The sequence below is a fragment of the Colwellia sp. SU-HH01172 genome, assembly GCF_057553355.1.
Map to the genome: position 1 here is coordinate 1 of NZ_BAAJMB010000010.1, position 22,153 is coordinate 22,153.

At 39.6% G+C, this 22,153-nt stretch carries 22 protein-coding genes and 1 rRNA gene; 12 read left to right on the forward strand and 11 right to left on the reverse strand.

Annotated features, from left to right (window positions below):
• Positions 1-55 precede the first annotated feature (55 nt).
• Positions 56-170: ribosomal RNA gene (rrf, locus tag AC27JP_RS19545) — 5S ribosomal RNA — on the forward strand.
• Positions 171-272: 102 nt separating this feature from the next.
• Positions 273-1,250, forward strand: a complete 978-nt coding sequence (gene epmA / locus AC27JP_RS19550; protein ID WP_487117618.1) for an elongation factor P--(R)-beta-lysine ligase — start codon at positions 273-275, stop codon at positions 1,248-1,250.
• A gap of 5 nt (positions 1,251-1,255) precedes the next feature.
• On the opposite strand, the gene glnG is transcribed toward epmA, so the two are convergent.
• From glnG to glnA, 4 genes are all read right to left on the reverse strand, one after another.
• The gene (gene glnG / locus AC27JP_RS19555; protein WP_487117619.1) at positions 1,256-2,662 is read right to left on the reverse strand and encodes a nitrogen regulation protein NR(I); all 1,407 of its coding nucleotides are present in this window, start codon (positions 2,660-2,662) and stop codon (positions 1,256-1,258) included.
• Complete coding sequence (glnL, locus tag AC27JP_RS19560; protein WP_487117620.1) at positions 2,662-3,753, reverse strand: nitrogen regulation protein NR(II); 1,092 nt, start codon at positions 3,751-3,753, stop codon at positions 2,662-2,664. Before glnL ends, glnG begins: the two co-directional genes overlap by 1 nt.
• Before the next feature lie 70 nt (positions 3,754-3,823).
• Complete coding sequence (locus AC27JP_RS19565) at positions 3,824-4,351, reverse strand: DUF4124 domain-containing protein (protein WP_487117621.1); 528 nt, start codon at positions 4,349-4,351, stop codon at positions 3,824-3,826.
• Positions 4,352-4,464: 113 nt separating this feature from the next.
• A complete protein-coding gene (gene glnA, locus AC27JP_RS19570; protein WP_487117622.1) occupies positions 4,465-5,871 on the reverse strand; it encodes a glutamate--ammonia ligase in 1,407 nt (468 codons plus the stop codon).
• Positions 5,872-6,187: 316 nt separating this feature from the next.
• Here glnA and typA point away from each other — a divergent pair, with 316 nt between their 5' ends.
• The 6 genes from typA (at position 6,188) to dtd (ending at position 11,312) form a co-directional block, all read left to right on the forward strand.
• Positions 6,188-8,005 carry a translational GTPase TypA gene (gene typA, locus AC27JP_RS19575; protein ID WP_487117623.1) on the forward strand — a complete coding sequence of 606 codons (1,818 nt, stop codon included), beginning with the start codon at positions 6,188-6,190 and terminating at the stop codon, positions 8,003-8,005.
• A 323-nt stretch (positions 8,006-8,328) separates the two neighbouring features.
• A complete protein-coding gene (locus tag AC27JP_RS19580; RefSeq protein WP_487117624.1) occupies positions 8,329-8,511 on the forward strand; it encodes a hypothetical protein in 183 nt (60 codons plus the stop codon).
• Between the two features lie 59 nt (positions 8,512-8,570).
• Positions 8,571-8,729: a hypothetical protein gene (locus AC27JP_RS19585; protein ID WP_487117625.1), complete on the forward strand. Its 159-nt coding sequence runs from the start codon at positions 8,571-8,573 to the stop codon at positions 8,727-8,729.
• 209 nt (positions 8,730-8,938) lie between these two features.
• Entirely contained in the window at positions 8,939-9,817 is an 879-nt protein-coding gene (locus AC27JP_RS19590; RefSeq protein WP_487117626.1) for a virulence factor BrkB family protein, read from the forward strand.
• An 83-nt stretch (positions 9,818-9,900) separates the two neighbouring features.
• Positions 9,901-10,878 carry a prolyl aminopeptidase gene (pip, locus tag AC27JP_RS19595; RefSeq protein WP_487117627.1) on the forward strand — a complete coding sequence of 326 codons (978 nt, stop codon included), beginning with the start codon at positions 9,901-9,903 and terminating at the stop codon, positions 10,876-10,878.
• Complete coding sequence (dtd, locus tag AC27JP_RS19600; protein WP_487117628.1) at positions 10,875-11,312, forward strand: D-aminoacyl-tRNA deacylase; 438 nt, start codon at positions 10,875-10,877, stop codon at positions 11,310-11,312. Before pip ends, dtd begins: the two co-directional genes overlap by 4 nt.
• Here the strand turns inward: dtd and AC27JP_RS19605 are convergent.
• Positions 11,301-12,080 (reverse strand): spermidine synthase, encoded by a 780-nt coding sequence (locus AC27JP_RS19605; RefSeq protein ID WP_487117629.1) that lies wholly within the window; start codon positions 12,078-12,080, stop codon positions 11,301-11,303. The two genes, dtd and AC27JP_RS19605, sit on opposite strands and share 12 nt — an antisense overlap.
• 47 nt (positions 12,081-12,127) lie before the next feature.
• Here AC27JP_RS19605 and AC27JP_RS19610 point away from each other — a divergent pair, with 47 nt between their 5' ends.
• The 4 genes from AC27JP_RS19610 (at position 12,128) to AC27JP_RS19625 (ending at position 14,923) form a co-directional block, all read left to right on the forward strand.
• A complete protein-coding gene (locus AC27JP_RS19610) occupies positions 12,128-13,033 on the forward strand; it encodes a bifunctional GNAT family N-acetyltransferase/hotdog fold thioesterase (protein ID WP_487117630.1) in 906 nt (301 codons plus the stop codon).
• Between the two features lie 67 nt (positions 13,034-13,100).
• On the forward strand, positions 13,101-13,577 hold the full coding sequence (locus AC27JP_RS19615; RefSeq protein ID WP_487117631.1) for a nuclear transport factor 2 family protein: 477 nt from the start codon (positions 13,101-13,103) through the stop codon (positions 13,575-13,577).
• A gap of 99 nt (positions 13,578-13,676) precedes the next feature.
• Positions 13,677-14,534 carry an NAD(P)-binding domain-containing protein gene (locus AC27JP_RS19620; RefSeq protein WP_487117632.1) on the forward strand — a complete coding sequence of 286 codons (858 nt, stop codon included), beginning with the start codon at positions 13,677-13,679 and terminating at the stop codon, positions 14,532-14,534.
• 65 nt (positions 14,535-14,599) lie between these two features.
• Positions 14,600-14,923 (forward strand): hypothetical protein, encoded by a 324-nt coding sequence (locus AC27JP_RS19625; protein ID WP_487117633.1) that lies wholly within the window; start codon positions 14,600-14,602, stop codon positions 14,921-14,923.
• 71 nt (positions 14,924-14,994) lie between these two features.
• On the opposite strand, the gene AC27JP_RS19630 is transcribed toward AC27JP_RS19625, so the two are convergent.
• The 6 genes from AC27JP_RS19630 to hutH all read right to left on the reverse strand — a co-directional run bounded on the left by AC27JP_RS19630 (position 14,995) and on the right by hutH (position 22,138).
• Positions 14,995-15,927: an SPFH domain-containing protein gene (locus AC27JP_RS19630; RefSeq protein WP_487117724.1), complete on the reverse strand. Its 933-nt coding sequence runs from the start codon at positions 15,925-15,927 to the stop codon at positions 14,995-14,997.
• 2 nt (positions 15,928-15,929) lie between these two features.
• A complete protein-coding gene (locus AC27JP_RS19635) occupies positions 15,930-16,847 on the reverse strand; it encodes an SPFH domain-containing protein (protein WP_487117634.1) in 918 nt (305 codons plus the stop codon).
• 45 nt (positions 16,848-16,892) lie between these two features.
• Complete coding sequence (locus AC27JP_RS19640) at positions 16,893-17,345, reverse strand: NfeD family protein (protein WP_487117635.1); 453 nt, start codon at positions 17,343-17,345, stop codon at positions 16,893-16,895.
• 136 nt (positions 17,346-17,481) lie between these two features.
• Complete coding sequence (locus AC27JP_RS19645; protein ID WP_487117636.1) at positions 17,482-18,201, reverse strand: helix-turn-helix domain-containing protein; 720 nt, start codon at positions 18,199-18,201, stop codon at positions 17,482-17,484.
• Positions 18,202-18,567: 366 nt separating this feature from the next.
• The gene (gene hutU, locus AC27JP_RS19650; RefSeq protein ID WP_487117637.1) at positions 18,568-20,601 is read right to left on the reverse strand and encodes a urocanate hydratase; all 2,034 of its coding nucleotides are present in this window, start codon (positions 20,599-20,601) and stop codon (positions 18,568-18,570) included.
• A gap of 13 nt (positions 20,602-20,614) precedes the next feature.
• Positions 20,615-22,138, reverse strand: coding sequence for a histidine ammonia-lyase (gene hutH / locus AC27JP_RS19655; protein ID WP_487117638.1), 1,524 nt, complete (start codon positions 22,136-22,138; stop codon positions 20,615-20,617).
• Between the last annotated feature and the right edge of the window lie 15 nt (positions 22,139-22,153).

Genomic DNA, 22,153 nt, shown 5'->3' on the forward strand with positions numbered 1-22,153 from the left:
TTAAAACCTTATGACTTAGTTAATTTATAAGTTAATTAATTCATAACGTTTTTTGTCTGATGACAATAGCACTGTAGACCCACCTGATCCCATGCCGAACTCAGAAGTGAAATGCAGTAGCGCCGATGGTAGTGTGGGAGTTCCCATGTGAGAGTAGGACATTATCAGGCTCCCTTTTCTTAAGGTATAAGTAAGCCCTTGTCTTTTGACAAGGGCTTTTTTCGTTTACAGTAGTGCAATATTTAAAATCTATACTTAAGGTAAGTGTATTAATGGCATGGCAACCAAGTATGAGTTGGCAGCACGCTAAGCAACGTGCACAGATACTAGCCACAATTAGAGGCTTCTTTAGCAAGCGTCATGTAATTGAAGTTGAAACGCCTCTACTGTCGAACGGCACAATTACGGATGTTTACCTCGATGCTTTTATCACTGAGTTTAATTACTCCGCTGATAGTGATATTGAGCAATCAATATCGTTATATGCACAAACATCGCCTGAATTCGCCATGAAGCGTCTTCTAGCCAGTGGCTATGGCTGTTGCTATCAAATATGTAAAGCATTTCGCCACGAACAGCACGGGCGCCATCATAATCCAGAGTTTACTATGCTGGAATGGTATCGACTCGGTTTTGATCATTTCCAATTGATGGATGAAGTTGCAGATTTATTATCTGCGGTATTGAGTTGTAGCGGCGTTGATAAAATTACTTATCAAGAGCTGTTTATGCGTGAAGTTGCCATAGACCCATTACTGACAACGAAAAGTGAGCTTCTTACATTAATTACTGCTCGTGGCATGTATAGTGATTGGCTTGCCAAAGAAGAGAGTATAGATACTTTATTACAGTTTGTAATGTCTGAGTTAATTGAGCCGAAGATAGGAAAAGAGCGTCCTTGTTTTGTTTACAATTTTCCTGCTAACCAAGCTTCATTAGCTAAAATTAGTTCGCAGGATGATAGGGTAGCGGAACGGTTTGAATGTTATTTTAAGGGTATTGAGTTAGCCAATGGTTTCAATGAGCTTACCGATGCAAAGCAACAAAAACATCGGTTTGACCAAGACAATAGAACGAGAGCTGAGCTAGGCAAAAAGCAAGGTGTAATTGATAAAAACTTTCTATCAGCCCTAGAGCACGGATTACCTCAATGTTCAGGTGTTGCTCTGGGAGTTGACCGGCTGCTTATGCTGGCATTTGATGCCGATTCAATTGATCAGGTGATTAGCTTTCCAATACAAGATGCATAGCTTCCCTAGTCAGGCATATTTAATTCTTTTAGTTTTCGAGTTAAGGTGTTTCGGCCCCAACCAAGGCGCTTAGCCGCTTCTTGCTTGTGTCCTTGAGTATGTTCTAAGGCACTGCTAAGCAAAACTTTTTCAAACTCTGGCAAGGCGTTATTTATGATATTACTGCTACCTTGCAATAGTTCGTTGTTTACCCAGGCCCTAAGGTTGTCCTGCCAGCTATTTTCACCACTAACAATTGCAACAGGGGCTTCAGTAAGTTCACTAGGTAAGTCATCAAGCAATACCTCTTTCCCACTGGCCATGACGGTAAGAAAACGACAGATGTTCTCAAGCTGTCTCACATTACCTGGCCACTCGCATTGCTCCAAATAACTTAAAGTAGACTTATGAAGGGTTTTGCTTTCGACAGAGAGCTCATTTGCAGCTTGCTTTAAAAAATGTAATGCAAGTTGTCCAATATCTTCCTTACGTTCTCTAAGGCTTGGAATATGTATTCTGATAACATTTAAACGATGAAATAAGTCTTCACGGAATTCGCCACTATTGACTCGTTCTTCCAAATTTTGATGAGTGGCTGCAATTATTCTGACATCAACTTTTATTGGTGAGTGTCCTCCAACTCGGTAGAACTGTCCATCCGCCAGTACCCGTAATAATCGGGTTTGAATATCAAGTGGCATGTCGCCAATTTCATCTAAAAATAATGTTCCTTGGTGAGCTTGCTCAAATCGACCTTGTCTAACTGCGTTGGCACCGGTAAATGCCCCTTTTTCATGGCCAAATAATTCAGACTCGATAAGGTCTTTAGGGATCGCTGCCATATTGAGTGGAATGAAAGGTGCTGTTGATCGTGGGCTATGCATATGTAAAGCATGAGCAACGAGCTCTTTACCTGTGCCTGACTCGCCGTTAATGAGTACGCTGATGCTTGAACGTGAAAGTCGGCCAATAGCTCGAAAAACTTCCTGCATTGAAGGAGCTGCGCCAATAATACCAACATTATCAACCGTAGGTATATTGAGTTGTTTCTTAGACTTTAATTCTCTGGCATGGGTTAATGCTCGGTTAGTCAGGTTGACAGCATCATCTATATCAAATGGTTTAGGTAAATATTCAAATGCGCCACCTTGGTAGGCATTAACGGCGCTATCAAGGTCTGAATGTGCGGTCATGATGATGACGGGAATATGAGTAAATCTGTCGTTGATCTGACTGAGTAGAGTCATACCATCAATATTAGGCATACGGATATCTGAAATGATGACTTCCGGCTGACTATGTTCAAGGGCAATTAATAGATCTTCAGGATTATGAAAGGTGCCAACGCTGATATTAGCATTGGACAATGCTTTCTCCAGTACCCAGCGAATTGAGCTGTCGTCATCGACTATCCAAACTTGTTCTGTGATCATTAGTTTTTCTCGCTGTTAAAAGGTAATAAAATGGTAAATTCTGTGTGTCCAGGTCGGCTTTGGCATGACAACTTACCGTTATGCTGATGAACAATGGTTTGACAAATAGATAGCCCTAAACCTGTGCCAGATGCTCTGCCAGAAACCATAGGGTAAAATAATGTGCTTTGAATATGTTCCGGTATGCCTGGTCCATTATCGATAATGGTAATTTCTGCACATAGTTTTATACGCTTACCGTTAATGGTTTTGTTGCTTGCAGCCCGAGTTCTAAGCGTAATTTTATTTTCACCACTCAGCACTTGAATGGCATTGTTGACAATGTTGATAACCGTTTGCTGCAGCTTGTCTTGATCAAAGATCATTTCTGGAATTGACGGATCATAATCACGTATTAAGGTGATATTTTTAGGATTGTCGTATTGAATGAGCTGAAAAACTTTCTCAATCACTATATGTATATTCTGCAATTTCATGACGGGCAGTTGGTTAGGCCCTAGTAAGCGATCAACCAAATTGGTTAGTCTATCGGCCTGTTCAATAATCATGGCAGTGTATTCTTTTTGTTCGCTATTTAGCTCTAAATCTAATAATTGCGCGGCTCCACGCAAGCCACCGAGAGGATTTTTGATCTCATGAGCTAAGCCACGAATTAAGTCTCGTGCAGATTCCCATTGTTGTTGCTGAAAAGCTTCTGCGCTGATCTGTTTTTGTTGGTCAATTTGTTTAAATTCCAACAATATGTGTGGTTGGTTATCAAAGTTGACCGATGATGCGGTAATTTCAACAGTAATTTTTCGATGATCAAAAAATTCTATGGTTACGTCACTATCGCTAAATTCTTGGCCAGTGGTCAGTAGCTGTTGCAGTCGGTTGTTATTAATTGGCGTGTTGTAAAATACTTGTTCGATAGGAAGTTGGTATAGTTTACTTAAACTTTTAACCAGTAAAGCTTCTGCCGCAGGGTTAACATAACAAATGCTGAGGTTTTTATCTAAAACAACTACCGCTGTTACCATTTGGTTAGGTAATGCTTGCTGGTAGTGAAATTTTAGCTTCTGTAAGTTTACGGCATTATTAGACATCATCATCCTTCGCACCAAAGTAGTGCGTTAAGTAACGAGTGTAAATAATTATGGTGCAATATGCACTTAAATCTTGCTAGTTAGCCTTGTTAACGGAGACTCTATGCATATAAAACGTTACAGGAGAAGATGTTGCAATAACCTTGCCTTTATCACCAAGTAAGACCATTTTTATTTGATGTTCGCCTCGATCAATATTTCTCAATACAAACATGGAGTGAGGTTGGGGTTTTTCGTATGGTTCGTCATCTAAATATAACTGTATTTTAAGGCCGCGCTTAAAGATGGGTTTTATTCTGCCAGCAACATAAACTGAACCTGTATTGTCGCGAACAGTGGCATTATTTTCTGGTTGAGTAATAGCAACTTGATATTTTTCTTCGATAACCTTTGGAGTGATATCTAGAACTGAAGTGTCAACGGAGGATTTAATGGTATTGGATTCTTTTACTTCTACTTCTTCAGCACCAGGTTTCGGGCTGTCTGAAAATACTAACACTCCTTGTTCATTGCGCCATACATATATTTTAGCCGAACCCGCAAATAACGGTGCCGCTTGCGTGAACAATATAAAAAATATACATATACGTGCAAATTTATTCAAAAATAAACTTCCTGTTCCATAGGTCTTTCTCTAATCTATCCAAATATTAACCTTTTCGCCACAAAAAAAGCTCACCGAAGTGAGCTTTTTTAGTAACTAACTATTTGAAATAGTTACACGCTGTAGTACATATCGAATTCAACAGGGTGTGTTGTTGAGTTTAATAATTCAACTTCTTCACGTTTTAAGCTGATGTAGGCATTGATCATGTCTTTGTCCATAACTCCGCCTTCAATTAAGAAGTCCATGTCATTTTCCAGCGCATCGAGTGCTTCTTCAAATGATGCCGCAACTTGTGGAATTGCTGCTGCTTCTTCTGCTGGCAGATCATATAGATCTTTATCCATTGCATCGCCAGGGTGAATTTTATTTTTGATACCGTCAAGGCCTGCCATTAGCATTGCTGAGAATGCTAAGTATGGGTTGGCTGTTGGATCAGGGAAACGTACTTCGATACGCATTGCTTTTGGTGTAGGTACAATTGGAATACGAATTGATGCCGAGCGGTTGCGGGCAGAGTATGCCAACATTACTGGAGCTTCAAAACCAGGAACAAGACGCTTGTATGAGTTTGTTGAAGCATTAGTAAAGGCATTTAGTGCTTTAGCATGCTTGATAATACCACCAACGTAGTAAAGCGCTGTTTCAGATAGTCCGCCGTATTTATCACCAGCAAATAAGTTAACACCGTCTTTAGCTAAAGACTGGTGAACATGCATACCTGTGCCATTATCACCGACAAGTGGTTTTGGCATAAAGGTCGCTGTTTTGCCGTAAGCGTGTGCAACGTTATGTACCACATATTTATAAATTTGCACTTCATCAGCTTTAAGTACCATAGTATTAAAACGACAAGCAATCTCATTTTGACCAGCAGTAGCAACTTCATGGTGATGTGCTTCAACAACTAAGCCCATTTCTTCCATCACTAAACACATAGCAGAACGTAAATCTTGAGACGAATCTACCGGTGACGTTGGGAAATAGCCGCCTTTTACACCAGGACGGTGTCCCATATTGCCTTCGTCGTATTCCGTACCAGAATTCCAAGAGGCTTCTTTATCATCAATCTTGTAGAATGAGCCGCTCATGTCGGTATGAAAGCGTACATCATCAAATACAAAAAACTCTGGCTCTGGGCCAATTAGTACTGTGTCAGCAATGCCTGTGCTACGCATGTAGTCTTCAGCGCGTTTTGCCACTGAACGTGGGTCACGGCTATAACCTTGCATCGTTGCTGGTTCAACAATATCACAACGAATGTTCAATGTTACCGCTTCAGTAAATGGGTCTAATACCGCAGAGTCAGCGTCAGGCATCATCACCATGTCTGATTCGTTAATGCCTTTCCAGCCTTCAATTGAAGAGCCGTCAAACATTTTGCCGTCTTCAAAAAAATCTTCAGTTACTTGATGATGAGGAATTGAAACGTGTTGCTCTTTACCTTTTGAATCAGTAAAACGTAAATCAACGAATTTGACGTCATGTTCTTTAATTAGATCTAAAACTGCGTTTGACATTGAAAGTCTCCGGTGTAGTGAGTTCTATATATTTTTAAAAAGTAATTTTCTATTGTCTGTGCATAAGCGAATATTATGCCAAAGCTAAAGTTATTGAAATGTATGGTTTTAATCTTTATTGATAATTCATAGCGCACTAATTTGGTGCGCGGTGCGCTGCATTGTGGTGCGTATGCTCTAATTTGGCCATTGGCAGTATAACAATTGAAAATTATTTTGTTATTAATAAAATTTATATTTTTTCAATACAGTGTATTTAATTGTACTTCTCCTGTACAATACGCGCCCAATTATAGCCCTATTGAGCAAAACGCCCGTGTTAGATAAATTACGTAATGTTGCCATCATCGCCCACGTTGACCATGGTAAAACAACTTTGGTTGATAAGTTATTAGATCAATCAGGTACTCTTGACGCCAGAAATGGTCTAGAAGAACGAGTTATGGATTCAAACGATATCGAGAAAGAACGCGGTATCACAATTTTAGCAAAAAACACTGCTATTAACTGGGGCGACTACCGTGTAAATATCGTAGATACTCCTGGCCATGCTGACTTTGGTGGTGAAGTAGAACGAGTAATGTCAATGGTAGACTCAGTGCTACTTATTGTTGACGCACAAGAAGGCCCAATGCCACAAACACGTTTTGTGACTAAAAAAGCTTTTGCTCAAGGTTTAAAACCTATTGTTGTTATCAATAAAATTGATAAGCCAGGTGCACGCCCTGAATGGGTAATGGATCAAGTATTCGATTTATTCGATAACTTAGGTGCCACTGACGACCAATTAGACTTCCAAGTAGTTTATGCCTCAGCAATTAACGGCTGGGCATCAATGGAAGAAGATGTTGTTGGTGACGATATGACACCATTATTTCAAACTATCGTTGACCAAGTGCCAGCGCCAGAAGCTGATGCCGATGGTTCATTCCAAATGCAAATTTCTCAACTTGATTATAGCTCGTACTTAGGTGTAATTGGTGTTGGTCGTATTACGCGTGGCAGTGTTAAGCCTAACCAACAAGTTACAGTAGAGGGTGCTAACGGTAAGTTACATAACGGTAAAGTAGGTAAAGTATTCGGTTACTTAGGTCTTGAACGTCATGAGACTGAGCTTGCTGAAGCGGGTGATATTATTGCCATTACTGGTTTAGGTGAGTTAAAAATCTCTGACACTATTTGTTGTCCAAATGAAGTTGATGCGTTACCACCATTATCGGTTGATGAACCAACTATCAACATGACCTTCCAAGTAAATACTTCTCCTTTTTCAGGTCAAGAAGGTAAGTATGTTACTTCACGTAACATTAAAGATCGCTTAGACAAAGAATTAGTTCATAACGTAGCGTTACGTGTTGAGCAATTAGATGATCCTGATAAGTTTAAAGTTTCGGGTCGTGGTGAGCTTCACTTAGGTATCTTAATTGAGAACATGCGTCGTGAAGGTTACGAGCTAGCGGTTTCTCGTCCTGAAGTTATCATGCGTGAAGTTGACGGCCAAATTGAAGAACCATATGAAACAGTGACCATTGATGTTGAAGAACAGCATCAAGGCCCTATCATGGAAAAAATGGGTATCCGTAAAGCGGAACTTACTGATATGGCACCAGATGGTAAAGGCCGTATTCGTATGGACTTTATTATGCCTAGCCGTGGTTTAATTGGTTTTCAAACTGAGTTTATGACGTTAACTTCAGGCTCAGGCTTAATTTACCATACATTCCTACAATATGGCCCTCACAAAGGTGGCGATATCGGTCAACGTTTAAATGGTGTAATGATCGCAAACGCTACAGGTAAAGCCTTAACTAACGCTATCTTTAATTTACAGTCTCGTGGCCGTATGTTAATTGGTCACGGCTTAGATATTTACGAAGGTCAAATTATCGGTATTCATTCACGTGATAATGACTTAACGGTTAATGCACTTAAAGGTAAGCAATTAACTAACGTTCGTTCATCAGGTACTGATGAAGCACAAACGTTAACGCCGCCTATTATCATGTCACTTGAGCAAGCGCTTGAGTTTATTGATAACGACGAGTTAGTTGAAGTAACACCTGATAGTATTCGTATACGTAAGAAGTTCTTAAAAGAGTCTGATCGTAAACGTGAAGGTCGCGCTGCTAAATAACGTATAGCTAGCCACTGACCTGAAAAACCATCTGAAGAGATTCAGGTGGTTTTTTTGTGCGTCATGTCTTTGACTAAGAGGCAATAAATGTAAGACATATCTCAAAATACTATCAGCAATTAGCACACTTAAAATTCAACATCGTTAGTTATTGTTAATAAAAACAGATGTTTGGTGAGTTTTTTTTGTCGTGTTTTTAGTCGCTTTCTAACATATCTCATTTCAGTTTTTTCTCTTCACCTTTTAGAACTTGTTTCAGGTGCTATATTTAATGTATCAACAAGCAGCTACAGCGCTTTTAAGAGCAACGTAAGGTTAAATATATGGAACCTAGTAAACTGGTACGATTAAATTGTTTATTTGAGAAAGCTGTGGCCAATAATGTAAAGTTATTAGAAAAGCGCGAACTTGATGAGCTCTACAATGAATTTATCAATGATGGACGTGATAGCGAAAGTAGTAATATGGTGATATTTCCTAGCACGAAGAGACGTACCGCGGGCTAAAGTTTTGCAGATAAAAAATAAAAATAAAAATAAAAATAAAAAAGAAATAGGATGTTTCTATGTCTCCAGAGCAATTAAAAACATTACAGCAGTTGAGTCAACTATTTGAAAGTGGCGCAGCTGGGCCAAAACAAATTAAGCAACTATCTGAGTTATTAGCAGAAATAAATCAGCTAGCGGATAGTTCTGAAGACAATTACGAACAGCTATTTTCGTAATTCCCCTTAAGCTTATTGGCTAAAACTATTTTCTATGATCTTTGCATCGAGAATATAAGCCATGTGCTTCCACAAGATACTTGAAAAAATGATATTGTAACAATGCACTATCGTTATTTTTGACATTACCTTAATATATAGCCAAGCTCTAAATAGCGTACTCACATAAAACTAAAGTGTGAAAGTTAGATCAATCAATAGTGGTATATATGTTATCTAAATTCGACAAAATTAAGCAGCATCGTTATATGATACGAATGCTAAGTTTTTTACACTTGTTTCTTAGCAATCTTAAAAAAGAACATATTCATGTCACCGCAGGATATTTGTCTTACGTGACACTCATGTCGTTAGTGCCATTAATGGTGGTTATGCTTTCTGTGATGACAGCATTTCCTATTTTTTCAGAAATTCGTGAATTGATTGAAAATTTTGTTTATCAAAACTTTGTCCCTGCGTCTGGTGATGTTGTGCAAGAACACATTACCGGCTTTGTTAGTAATGCCTCTAAAATGTCTGCGGTTGCTATCACGGCACTTTTCATTTTTGCTATGCTGCTAATTTCTGCCATTGATAAATGTCTTAATAAGTTATGGCGGGTTAATGAGAAACGTCGAGTGATGACCTCATTTTCAATGTACTGGATGGTTTTAACCTTGGGACCTGTGTTAGTGGGGAGTAGCTTAGTCATGACTTCCTATATTATTTCGCTGGTATCACTTGGTGATTATGATTTACTGGGCATAACCAATATATTTGTTCGTGCTTTACCGTTATTTGCTTCTATTGCGGCATTTTTTATCTTATACATGGTGGTGCCAAATAAAATTATCCCGGCTAAGTTTGCCTTTGCCGGGGCTACTTTAGCTGCCATTTTGTTCGAAATTGCAAAGAAATCATTTGCTATCTATGTTACTCAATTGCCATCTTATCAAGCAATTTATGGCGCATTATCAAGTATTCCTATTTTGTTTCTTTGGGTTTATCTGAGCTGGCTTGTGGTATTAATTGGTGCATTATTCACGGTATCGTTAGAGGATTTTGAATTAAAACAAAAAAATGAATTATTAGCGGAAAGCGTTGATTGATACGTAGTTTATAGTGATTAGTTGAAAGTCGTAATTTACTATATTTGCCGCTAAAATGATTATGTTCTTTGCAAGGGGAAAATATGTCTAGAATGCTTTTTCCGAATATTGCCGTTTATCAAAAAGAATGGTTAAAAGTTACAGGGGGGCACCAATTATATATTGAGCAATCCGGTAACCCAGACGGCATTCCTGTGATATATCTCCACGGCGGTCCTGGCGGCGGTTGTAGCCCAAATCATCGCCGTTATTTCGACCCCGAAAAATATCGTATTATTCTAATCGACCAAAGAGGTTGTGGTCGTTCTATCCCTTCGCCTAGTATAGATAACAACACCAGTGCCGATTTAGTTGAAGATTTGGAATATATCCGTCTGCATCTAAATATTACTCGCTGGTTGGTAGCCGGGGGCTCATGGGGAACGACGTTAGCGATTCTTTATGGTATTAAATACCCTGATGCAATATCGGGTTTTATTCTTCGAGGAATATTTCTCGGTAGCAGTGCAGAATATCAATGGCTTTATAGCCAATCTGGCGCGGCATGTTTTTTTCCAGAATACTTTCAAGAGTTTAGTCAGCATATTCCAACAACCGGGCACACAGAACTATTGCAGGCTTATTATCAGCTGTTAATTGGTAGCAATGAAATAGCAGCCATTGCAGCGAGTAAGGCTTGGTGTTTATGGGAGTTGCGCTTATCTACCATTGAGCATCACAATATTGATCAGGGCTATATTGATGATGCTCATCAAGCCTTATGTATGGCAAAAATTTCCAGTCATTACTTTGTCAATAGCTGCTTTATTGATGAAGGTTATATTTTAAATAACTTAGCAACGATATCTAAGATCCCTGCGATTATTTTACACGGTAGATACGATATGGTTTGCCAGCTGAGCAATGCTTATCAACTTGTACAGAATTGGTCTAATGCACAATTGCAAATTCTTCCTCAAGCCGGTCATGGTGGTTTTGAATCGCAAACTATTGATGGTTTTTGCAAAGCAGCAGATACTATGGCGAACTTTATTATCGAGCAGGGAAATTTGAATAAATGATCGCGTTATTGCAACGAGTAGCTGAAGCGAGTGTGAGTGTTAATAACCAGATAGTTGGTGAAATAGAACAAGGTTTATTAGTGCTTCTAGCTATTGAGCCGGAGGATAACCAAGCGAAAGCCAAACGACTGGCGGAACGGGTGGCGGGTTATCGCATCTTTGAAGATGACAACGGCAAAATGAACTTGAATGTTCAACAAGTTGCAGGAGAAATTTTAGTTGTTTCACAATTCACCTTAGCAGCTGATACCTCAAAAGGGTTACGTCCTAGTTTCACTACCGCGGCATCACCGAAAATGAGTGAAGAATTATATCAGGCCTTTTGTCAGCAATTACGCAGTTTTGGTTTTGAGGTTCCAACGGGAATATTTGGTGCCGATATGCAAGTAAGGTTACTAAATGACGGCCCAGTGACGATTAACTTACAATGTTAAATCTTCATTGTGGGCGCTAATATGATGTGCGAAATATTTTCGCCATCGACGATATTGCCACAAAGGAAGGTAGCTAGCTTTTGAGCGCTTTTTAAGATTAGTGATTGGCCAGTGACTGGGCAGAAGGTGAATGACAATATTAAGGTAGCGTGGAATATGAAAATATATGATTTGATGGCTACTTTGTAACTGCTGTAATATCGTTAAACAAAGATTAATTTCATGGTCATCAAGATCAGGTAAATTAATGGTTAAACAAGAATTTTCTGTTAAGTTATCGATTAATGCCGTTAATAGCTCGACTCGACTCTGAAAACTATTGGTGTGATGTTGATAAACGTCGCAAATTAACCAATCTACGTTGTTATTATCGGTATTTTGCAACCAATTGAGCGCTGAATCATTTTCAATGGTGACGCTATGCGCTAAGGGATTAAAAAACTCACTGAAACAGCGAATTACTTGCTGAGAAAGTTCAACACTGACGACCTCTATCTCAGAATGCAATGCTCTTAAAAAGCGGCTGATATTACCGCCCCCTAGCCCCAATTCTGCTATTCGCGTTGGCTTAAAAAAGAGTAACGGCATCAGTATCGCGTATTGGTGTGGCAAAGTTAATTTTTCAGGTTGGCGTAAATGCATAACGCTTTGGATAACGTCGTCAAACGTTAACCAACGATAATACTTATTCTCATTAATCGATATTTGGTCTTTGTCATTACTGAGGTAAACTAGTCGACCTTGATTAACATGTTGAGTAAGTTTCACGTGTTTTTAGCGCCCTGATTTAAATGGTTTAAGAGTAATAATAGATAATGTACACATGTAGAGCCCCAAAAGATAAAGTTGAATTAGCTGCTTATTATCAACTTCGCTGGCAAATACTACGTCAGCCATGGCACCAGCCTCTAGGCAGTGAAAAAGATGAATTAGAATCACAATCATACCATCGGGTAATTGTTGATGATATGGATAATATTCTAGGCGTTGGTCGATTGCATCAAAGTGCTCAACATCGCGTGCAAGTTCGCTATATGGCAATTGCTGAAAAAGCACAAGGAAAAGGTTTAGGAAAAGTATTACTTCAGGAGTTTGAGGAAATTGCTGCGCAGCGAGGAGCTAGTGAACTCGAGCTTAATGCAAGAGAAAATGCATTAGGGTTTTACGAGCAATGTGGTTATCAAAAAATTGGCTTTTCACACACCTTATATCAAGATATTGATCATTATAAAATGCTTAAGTCGCTTACTGGCTCAGCAGGGCATTTAGTAGAAAAAGCTCAGGCGTTACAAGAGATTTGGCATCAAACTATACCACTTAGCAAAGCGATGAATATAGCTATATGTCATTTTGATCAACAGCAGCTCATCACTAATTGTGAGCCTACATTCAATAAGAATTTACACAATACTATGTTTGCTGGCAGCATTTATACTCTAGCAACATTAACTGGCTGGGGCTGGGTTTACTTTGCTTTGCAAGAGTGCCAAGAGCAGGCGGATATAGTATTGGCAGAAGGTAATATTCGTTATCTTGCGCCATTGGCAGGGGTTGCGCATGCAAAAACCACTAAGCGCTTAGTTAGTGGTAGTAGTGATGCACTGACGTTGGGAAAAAATGCCCGTTTCACTATTGAGGTGCAAGTATATTGCGGCGATAAAATAGCGGCAATATTTACTGGCTGTTATGTTGCCGTTTTAAAAAGGCAACAGCTTGATTAAGCGCTGACAAGCAACACAAAATTCAGTTATCATGGTGAAATTAATTTTTACCAGGGAATAGGTCAACATGAACAAAGCAATATTCTTTCTTATTTTCTTTAGCTTTTTTGCTTTGGCAAATGAAGAGCTTGAGCAAGTACTGGATAGTTTTCACCAAGCGGCGGCCGAAGCAAATTATGATGAGTATATGGAGCTATTGGCTGATAATGCGATATATTTGGGGACAGATAGTGGTGAGCGTTGGAATAAATTGGAATTCTCTGCGTTTGTTAAACCCTATTTTAGCCAAGGTAAGGGTTGGTTATACCAGCCAATAGAGCGTCATATCTCTGTTACGCAAGCAAAAAATATCGTATTTTTTGATGAATTATTAGAGAACAAAAACTATGGTCGTTGTCGCGGTAGTGGCTTGCTTATTAAAACCAATCAAGGTTGGAAAATATTGCAATATAACTTATCTATTCCCGTACCAAATGCCATTGCGGATGACGTTGTTGAGTCGATTGAAGGTTACCGCAGCGAGCAAGCAAAAGGCGTTGGCTAAGTGTTTACAACGACGGTATCAATTTAATTAATTTATTGTGCTGTAAAGTGAGCGAAGTAGTGCGGTGACGAAAATTACTAATTGTGGAGAAACTCTTTTATGAGTGTGAGTATTATTGGCTGTGGTTGGTTAGGGCAAGCGTTGGCACAAGCTTTATTGGCTGAAAATATTGAAGTTCTTGCGAGTTATCAATCGCAATCAACGCTAGAAAAGCTTAATAGCTTAAATATACCGTCTACACAGTTAATGTTACCTATTACCGCAGATATCAATGAACTCGAAAATAACCTTGATATAGCTGGCGTTGAGCAAGCGTTGTTTCAACAAGACGTGTTAGTTATTGCTATTCCACCACAGCTAAAAAAGGGTCGATTAGATTATCCTTTGAAAATTCAGCAGTTGGTGAAATTAGCCGAATTAGGGCAAACCAAACAGATTGTCTTACTGAACACTACCGCTATTTATAACGGTTTAGTCGGCGAAATTGATGAAAGTAAAGCGTTGAACTTAAGTGCTGAAAAAGTTGAAACCTTGTTGGCTGCTGAACAAGCCGTACAGGAGTTTTCAAAACAGGTCCACATTTTACGTTTAGCAGGTTTAGTGGGACCGAATCGTCATCCAGGAAAGTTTTTACAAGCTGATCGTCTCTTTAAAAATGCTAGCGCGCAAGTAAATTTAGTACATCAAACTGATGTGGTAAACATTATTAAAATGTTGATTGAAGGCCGAGTAAAGCAGTCATCAAAAATTTATAATGTTGTCAGTGGTACTAAAATCAGTCGCAAAGATTATTATCAACAAACCGCAAAAGCGATGGGCTTAGTGGAACCCCGCTTTGAACAAGAGCAAGTTAGCAATGCCGGTAAGCAAGTTGTTGGTGATAAACTGCGCAAGGAATTGAATTATAATTATCTATATGATGATTTATTGCAGTGGGCGACAACAGTGAAAGTATAACGATTAGTGTCAATCTGTCGTTGTAACAACATCATTAGGAAGAAATAAGTTAAGGTTAATATTTTATGGCAAATAATGTTATTACCAAAACATTAAAAGCAATTTACCAATATAAAATAACATTGTTATTTTTACTGTTATGGGCACATGTTTCTTTATTGAATTTGTTTTACGTCTCGTACTCAGGTCCAGTGTTTCTTTGGCAGGAAAATAGCGAACCGATAACCATTCAAGTTCATTTCCTCATTGCCTTATTAACAACGGGGTTTTATCTGTTGGTAAGTAAATTACGGCAGGTAAATAAAGAAAAGAAAACCATCATAACTGATAGGATTTGGTTAGCATGTTCGTTGTTTTTAGTTTTTTCTATTGGTTTCCTTCTGCTATAACAATGATAAAAAACCGACGATCTTGTCGGTTTTTTATTACTTAAGACTCATTTCTTCTTTTCTTAGCTGAGCTACTTTTTATGAATGCCAGCGGTTGCTAGCCACTGTTGAAAATCGAGTAAATTAGCCGGCAAAATCACTTTAGTTGATTGTTGATTTAAGCCTTTCATTTGCTGTAAATATTGCTCACTTAATTGCATATCTAATGCTTGTTGACCGCCAGGTTGCTCGATGGCACTGGCGAGCTTGCTAATTGAATCACCGGTAGCTTGTGCAATAGCTAATATTTCAGCGGCTTTACCTTGAGCCGAGTTTATACGTCGTTGTTTTTCACCTTCAGAGAGGTTAATTAACTCCGTCATTTGCCCTTCAGAGCGATTAATACGACTGGCCTTGTCACCTAAACTTTTCGCTAATATTGCCCGACGTTCTCGCTCAGCGTTAACCTGCATTTCCATGGCATTGCGCACAGTGATAGGTGGCGTAATGTTCTTGATTTCATATCTGTGTACTCTAATGCCCCAACTTTCACCGGCTTTATCCAACACTTCTACAACTTTCGCACTGATAATGTCACGCTCTTCAAAAGTTCTATCCAATTCTAATGTCCCGATAACGGAGCGGGTTGTGGTTTGTGCCAATTGCATAGCGGCAAAGCGATAATCTGTTATGCCGTAACTGGCTTTAACCGCATCAACCACTTGAATATAAATAACGCCATCGACTTCCACATTTACTTCGTCTTTCGAGAAACATTCTTGTGGTGGTACATCTATGGTTTCTTCTTTGAGATCTTGAATAAAAGCCACGCGATCAATAAAGGGTAGCAAGACATGAAAACCTGCCGCTAACGTACAACGATACTTTCCTAAACGCTCAACCACATAAGCGGACTTTGTTGGTACTAAACAAATAGCTTGGAAAAACTTAAAGGCTAAGTACAAAAAGATAAACGCCCAAACCGCTAACACGGCTAATTCGATAGGATTTGCGTTAACTGGCATCATTATTTCGCTCCTTGAATATTTTGCGTTACTTTGTCCATACCTTGGAAGAAACCTTCAAGTTTAGCGACTTCACTTGGCACGATAGACACTTCGGCATTTTTGAGAATATTGCCGGTTTGACCAATAAATTGTTCTAATAAGCGCATTTTTATCGCTTGGTCACCGCTAGGCAATGCCGCCGCTTTTGCAATTAAGTTAATGCCCTCAGCAGAGGCTTGTGTGAGAATTTCTATTTCTTGCGCACGGCCATGTGCTTCGTTAATTTGCTTTTGTTTATCGCCTTCAGAAAGGTTTATGGCTTCTTGGCGCTCACCTTCTGACAAATTAATTGTGGATTCTTTTTCCGCTTCAGCTAACGTAATTTCAGCGCGTTTTTGCCGTTCAGCTTCCATCTGTTTTTCTAAGGTATGAATGACGTTTTCTGATGGCGTGATATTGCGTACTTCGTAGCGTAATACCTTAATTCCCCAAGGATCTGATGCTTTATCAATTTCTCGCACTATGGTTTCATTTAAGGTATCGCGTTCAGAAAATGTTTGGCTAAGGTTTAATTTACCAATTTCTGAGCGCATAGTGGTTTGTGCTAAATTGATGCTGGCGCGACGATAATCTTCTATGCCGTAACTGGCTTTCGCACCATCCATGACTTGAATATACACTAAGCCGTCAACACTAATTTGAATATTGTCACGAGAAATACAGCTTTGTGCAGGAATATCCAATACTTGTTCTCGAGTTTCGTGACGGTAAGCAACCCGATCAAAAAAGGGAATTAAAAAATGTAGTCCAGGTTGCATGACGGCGCGAAATTTACCTAAGCGCTCGATTACACATACCTCTTTCATTTGTACGATTAAGACTAGCTTTACCACAATAAACAGCAAAGCGAGAAAAACAAAGGTAATTGTTGCTAGCATAGGTATGCTCCTATTTTTATTTTAGATGTTAAATTAAGCGGGAGTTTATTTGATGGCTTCAACCACTAAAGAGATATTTTCTTTGCAAACAATTGATGCTTTGCTCCCAGGTGAAATGATCGAACCATCACTGAGCGCAGTCCACGTTGTGCCTTGAAACTTAACTCGACCAGCGTTAGTGCCTGGGCCTATTTGCTCAACAACTTGCACGGTTTTACCGTAAATATCGAGTTCTTCATGAACATTTTCTACTGTGGTATCACCGGCAAAAAAGCGATCAGTAAAAAAGTAAACCACAATTAATAACAGTGTTGCGAGAATAAACCAAGTGGTTAGGGTAAGCACCCAAGTATCGAGAATTTGTTGATGCACGCCAATTGCCACTAGCAGTGAAGCAATGCCTAAATTGAGGAGAATGCCACCGGGTACAAAAATTTCTAAACAGGCAAATAGTAAGGCAAGAACTATCCAAGTTTCAAAAAATAAAATGTATTCCATTACCACCTCCAATAAAACAATGACTATTAATTAGCCATTAACAGTGTATTAGAGACGGTAACAAGCTTGACATATTATGTCAAGCTTGTGTGAAGTGCTTATTTCTTGAGTGCGTTTAAATATAGGTTAACTAACATTAATCAAATTTAGCACTAAGCTCTCTATGCTCTAACTTAGCTGCAAGCGGCCTTAATATTCCTTCAGCAATAATTGCGGCATATAGCAGCACCAGCAAATTTACCGCGTAAGCTCGATGAAAAACAATGCTTTCTTCAACATTGGCATGTATGGCGATACTTCCCAACAATAAGCCAATGAAGGCCGCTCCGTAGATAAAAAATATTTGCTTTTTCAATATTATTGACAAAAATTCTGTCGCTGGTGTTGGCGATATCTCATTGGCGAATAAGTAACTAAGACCCTTAATTGACTTTATTAATCCTAAAGTGCCAAAAGAAATCACCGTAGCGGCATACATAAACAACAGCACAAATAAGATACTTGCAATATCAATGAACATGGTCAAATTCCCCGCAAGTACACCCAACATAATAACGGCTCCCATCACGACGAGCAGCGCTAAAAAACTTTGCATAATATTTTTCCTCTTCCAATTTACATCTAAGGTTGATGAAACAGGAAATAATTCTTTTGGAGAAATATTAAATGCTGCTGCTAGCGCCAACTGAGTTTCCGCTGAACTATTGCCATCTTTTTCTGCGCGTTGAATGGTTCTTAAGCTTAGGCCAGAGGCTTTGGCTAATAACTCTTGTGACCAACCATTATCTTTACGGAAAAATTTAACTCGTTCTGGGGATAAGTTTGAACTGAGCTTATTTAATTGATTCGTGTGCAATGAATACTCCTAAAATGTCATTCTCGTTTCGGTGGCCAATATGCAATTGAGCTGAAAAAATAGCGAGAGTTATGTTACGTCATTATAGCGTCATAGTTACGACAGGCCATATTTTATTGACTTGTAGCGAGCTTATCATGTTTCATTGCATCAAAATGCATGGGCGCTATTTTACCGTGAAAGACAAATAGTCTTAGAGAAATTCGGTACATACACGCTCATTCACATCGACATGTAAGGATATATTAATGTCGTGCTGCCATGGATGGCAAAGAACGACCATGTGATTGCGACATACCGCACATCCTGTGCATAAAAAAGCCAGCAGAAGCTGGCTTTTTAATAACTTAGTGGAATAATCAAATATTATAGTGATAAGTTATCTAAAATATCATCTTCAACTAGGTTGGCTAAGGTGACTTTAAGCTTAGGTGTGCGTGCCATTTCACGTTTAATAGCGAAATTAGCTTCTTCATTACGTGCCCAACTACGACGTGCAATGCCATTGTTAACATCAAACAGTAACATAGATTTTAGTCGGCGCTCTGCTGCTGCTGAGCCGTCAAGTAACATACCAAAGCCACCGTTAGTCACTTCACCCCAACCGACGCCGCCTCCATTATGGATTGAAACCCAAGTTGCGCCGCGGAAACTATCACCAATAACATTGTGAATCGCCATATCAGCGGTAAAACGACTACCATCATAAATGTTTGAGGTTTCACGGAACGGAGAATCGGTACCACTAACATCATGATGGTCTCGGCCAAGGACTACTGGGCCAATTTCACCATTGTTAATCGCATCGTTAAAGGCTTTAGCAATTTCCATGCGGCCTTGAGCATCAGCATAAAGAATACGCGCTTGTGAGCCAACCACTAGCTTGTTTTGCTTAGCGTCTTCAATCCAAGTGATGTTGTCTTGCATTTGTTGCTGAATTTCTTCAGGTGACTCTTGCATGATTTTTTTCAATACACTTGCAGCGATAGCATCTGTTTTATCTAAATCTTCTGATTTACCTGAAGCACACACCCAGCGAAATGGTCCAAAACCATAGTCAAAACACATAGGGCCTAAAATATCTTGCACGTATGACGGGTATTTAAAATCAATGCCATTTTCCGCCATAACATCGCCACCTGCGCGTGATGCTTCAAGTAAAAATGCATTACCATAATCGAAGAAATAAGTACCACGTGCTGTGTGCTTATTAACGGCATCAGCATGGCGCTTTAGAGTAGATTGTACTTTTTCTTTGAAAACTTCTGGCTCTTCACGGATCAATCGATTTGATTCTTCGTAGCTAATGTCAACAGGGTAATAACCGCCTGACCAAGGGTTATGCAGTGAAGTTTGATCTGAGCCTAAGTGCACATATATTTCTTGTTCATAAAAGCTTTCCCAGACATCGACGATATTACCGATATAAGCAATGGATACCACTTCATCATTAGCTTGTGCTGATTTAACACGAGCAATCAAGTCGTCCATATTGTCAATTAGCTCATCAACCCAGCCTTGCTGATGACGCTTAGTGGCGGCATTGGCATTAACTTCAGCACAAACCGTTACACAGTTTGCAATGTTACCCGCTTTTGGTTGCGCGCCGCTCATGCCACCTAAGCCGGCAGTCAGGAATATTTTACCTTGTGGGCTCTCACCCTTGTTTAGTACTTTGCGGAAAGCGTTCATTACCGTAATTGTGGTGCCGTGCACTATGCCTTGTGGGCCAATGTACATAAATGAGCCAGCGGTCATTTGACCATATTGAGTTACACCTAGTGCGTTGAATTTTTCCCAATCATCAGGCTGAGAATAATTAGGGATCATCATACCGTTAGTTACTACAACACGTGGTGCATCCTCACTTGATGGAAATAAGCCCATCGGGTGACCAGAGTATAAGTGTAAGGTTTGATCACTTTCCATTTCACTTAAATATTTCATGGCTAATAAGTACTGTGCCCAGTTTTGGAACACTGCACCGTTACCGCCGTAAGTAATTAGCTCTTCTGGATGCTGCGCGACAGCCGGATCTAGGTTGTTGTCTACCATCAACATGATTGCAGCAGCTTGTTGACATTTTGCTGGGTAATCCGTCACGGAATGAGCTTTTAGATCATAGTTAGGCTTAAAGCGGTACATATAAATACGGCCAAAGTCTTTTAACTCTTGAGCAAATTCAGTGGCTAATTCTTGATGCCACTCTTTTGGGAAGTAGCGTAGCGCATTTCTAACCGCTAACTGTTTTTCTTCACTAGAAAGAATGTCTTTACGTTTAGGGGCGCGGTTAGCACCTGCAGGGTAAGGCTTAGCTGCGGGTAATACCGTTGGGATCCCCTGTCTAATTGTTTCTGCAAAGCTCAGGGCTGTTTCTTGAAAATTTGTTGTAGTTGCCATAATAAAATTCTCTCTACTTACTTTCGTCGGTGCTAACGGTAAATGCTTGTGCTCTCACTAAGGCGATCATGGCATCAATATCAGGCTTTAATAGTCTGTCTTCTTCAAGTTTTGCCACTTTCTCTCTGATCACTGCAAAGTTTTTCTCAATAATGTCTGAGCACTTATTCGGGCGTCTAAAGTCAATGGCTTGCGCGGCATACATCAGCTCAATCGCTAAAATTTTCTCTAAATTACCTAAGATTTGGTTAAACTGTCGGCTTGAAATACTACCCATAGAAACATGATCTTCTTGTCCCATTGAGGTTGGCACACTATCAGCTGATGGTGGGAAACAAAGTGATTTGTTTTCAGTCACTAATGCCGCTGTGGCGTATTGTGGGATCATCATGCCTGAGTTTAAACCACCAGCAGTGGTTAACAACCGAGGTAAGCCGTGTAAGCCTTCAAGGAGTAAGTAACAACGACGGTCTGAAATATTACCTAATTCAGAGGCCGCAATAGAAGCGTAATCAAGCACCATAGCTAACGGTTGACCATGGAAACTACCACCTGAAATAGCTTCTTCGCTACTGATAACAATTGGGTTATCAGTAACTGAGTTCATTTCAATTTCAGCTAATTCTTCTAAATGGTAATAAGCGTTGCGTGATGCACCGTGTACTTGTGGAATGCATCGTAAAGAGTAAGGGTCTTGTACACGGTCACATTCTTCATGATCAGCCATGTTTTCTGAATTTTTAAAGAAGCTTCTCATGCGTGCAGCTACTGCTAAGTTACCTTTAAAAGCACGGGTTTGATGTAACTCTGCTCTAAATGGCGATTCACTACCTTGCATACCTTCAATACTCATAGCACCTGTTAAATCTGCTAGGTCTAATAAGTAACGCATTTTGGTTAAGCCAGTGATAGCGTGTGACAGAATAAACTGGGTACCGTTAATTAACGCTAAGCCTTCTTTGGCGTGCAATTCCATTGGCGCTAAACCATTTTCTTTTAGTGCTTGCGCCGCAGGGATAATTTTATCAGCTTGCCCCCCTTCACTTTGCCAGAATTCACCTTCACCAAGTAATGGTAAAAATAAGTGTGAAAGTGGTGCTAAATCACCTGATGCGCCTACTGAACCTTGCTCAGGTACCACAGGGATAAGATCAAGCTCAATAAAGGTTAGCATTCTTTCTACGGTTTCTAAGCGAATACCCGAAAAACCTTGGCTTAAAGCATGCACTTTAGTGATCAACATCAGTTTTGAAATAGCTTTGGCGATAGGCTCACCAACACCTACGGCATGGGTAATAAGCAGGTTTTTTTGCAGTAAATTAGTATCTTCTGGAGAAATTTGCGTATCGCATAATGGCCCAAAGCCAGTATTAATGCCATATACGGCTTCATCAGAAGCGGCCATTTTCTCAACACGTTGGCGACTTGTATTAATTTTATCTAAAGCTTCTTGGCAAAGTACAGCTTTGATACTGCCGTTGGCAATACCATTAACAATATCAAGATTTAGACGGTCGATACCATATTTAAACGTCATATTAACGCTCCTAAA

Bases quoted from the DNA above. Each gene is read 5' to 3' on its own strand.
- epmA (WP_487117618.1), top strand. From the start codon at position 273: ATGGCATGGCAACCAAGTATGAGTTGGCAGCACGCTAAGCAACGTGCA.
- glnG (WP_487117619.1), bottom strand. From the start codon at position 2,662: ATGATCACAGAACAAGTTTGGATAGTCGATGACGACAGCTCAATTCGC.
- glnL (WP_487117620.1), bottom strand. From the start codon at position 3,753: ATGATGATGTCTAATAATGCCGTAAACTTACAGAAGCTAAAATTTCAC.
- glnA (WP_487117622.1), bottom strand. From the start codon at position 5,871: ATGTCAAACGCAGTTTTAGATCTAATTAAAGAACATGACGTCAAATTC.
- AC27JP_RS19580 (WP_487117624.1), top strand. From the start codon at position 8,329: ATGGAACCTAGTAAACTGGTACGATTAAATTGTTTATTTGAGAAAGCT.
- AC27JP_RS19585 (WP_487117625.1), top strand. From the start codon at position 8,571: ATGTCTCCAGAGCAATTAAAAACATTACAGCAGTTGAGTCAACTATTT.
- AC27JP_RS19590 (WP_487117626.1), top strand. From the start codon at position 8,939: ATGTTATCTAAATTCGACAAAATTAAGCAGCATCGTTATATGATACGA.
- pip (WP_487117627.1), top strand. From the start codon at position 9,901: ATGTCTAGAATGCTTTTTCCGAATATTGCCGTTTATCAAAAAGAATGG.
- dtd (WP_487117628.1), top strand. From the start codon at position 10,875: ATGATCGCGTTATTGCAACGAGTAGCTGAAGCGAGTGTGAGTGTTAAT.
- AC27JP_RS19610 (WP_487117630.1), top strand. From the start codon at position 12,128: ATGTACACATGTAGAGCCCCAAAAGATAAAGTTGAATTAGCTGCTTAT.
- AC27JP_RS19615 (WP_487117631.1), top strand. From the start codon at position 13,101: ATGAACAAAGCAATATTCTTTCTTATTTTCTTTAGCTTTTTTGCTTTG.
- AC27JP_RS19620 (WP_487117632.1), top strand. From the start codon at position 13,677: ATGAGTGTGAGTATTATTGGCTGTGGTTGGTTAGGGCAAGCGTTGGCA.
- AC27JP_RS19625 (WP_487117633.1), top strand. From the start codon at position 14,600: ATGGCAAATAATGTTATTACCAAAACATTAAAAGCAATTTACCAATAT.
- AC27JP_RS19630 (WP_487117724.1), bottom strand. From the start codon at position 15,927: ATGCCAGTTAACGCAAATCCTATCGAATTAGCCGTGTTAGCGGTTTGG.
- AC27JP_RS19635 (WP_487117634.1), bottom strand. From the start codon at position 16,847: ATGCTAGCAACAATTACCTTTGTTTTTCTCGCTTTGCTGTTTATTGTG.
- AC27JP_RS19640 (WP_487117635.1), bottom strand. From the start codon at position 17,345: ATGGAATACATTTTATTTTTTGAAACTTGGATAGTTCTTGCCTTACTA.
- hutU (WP_487117637.1), bottom strand. From the start codon at position 20,601: ATGGCAACTACAACAAATTTTCAAGAAACAGCCCTGAGCTTTGCAGAA.
- hutH (WP_487117638.1), bottom strand. From the start codon at position 22,138: ATGACGTTTAAATATGGTATCGACCGTCTAAATCTTGATATTGTTAAT.